Annotated in this window: 1 protein-coding gene; it reads right to left on the bottom strand. The window is 52.3% G+C overall.

Annotation, left to right across the window (positions count from 1 at the left end):
• The coding region (locus tag EKO24_RS22735; RefSeq protein WP_479680434.1) for a hypothetical protein at positions 1-188 on the bottom strand (188 nt) is incomplete at its 3' end.
• Positions 189-410 lie beyond the last annotated feature (222 nt).

A 410-nucleotide genomic window follows, 5' to 3' on the forward strand; every position in this document is an offset into this window, starting at 1 on the left:
TCGCCGGATTTTGCCCAAGCGGGGAACTCATCAATGGTCATCCCATCGATGCCGGCGGCCCCCTTATTGGCTCGAACTTGTTTCCATGCGGTTTGTAAATTATCTCGCCGCAGCACGTGTTCGAATAGAGGGTTGCTAAAGGCTGGCTTCGAGTCACTACGCTGAGTCCCGTCATTACCGGTCGGCATTCGTGTGTTCAGGTGTGGCAAGGCTCCTCCTTTGTNGATACAGGTTACCCCATGCCGCGCTATCGGTTTCATCGCATTCGCTCATACAGGACGATGACTCCTGCATGCCTGGACTTTTGTTCAACCAGTCGTCCGATCTGGTATTCTGCCGATCGCTCGTTAAGCAGATCTCCCCGAATAAGAACATTAACTTTCCCTGCACAACTGCATCATTTACAGTGG

Source organism: Candidatus Methylobacter oryzae (assembly GCF_003994235.2).
Lineage (GTDB): Bacteria > Pseudomonadota > Gammaproteobacteria > Methylococcales > Methylomonadaceae > Methylobacter_A > Methylobacter_A oryzae.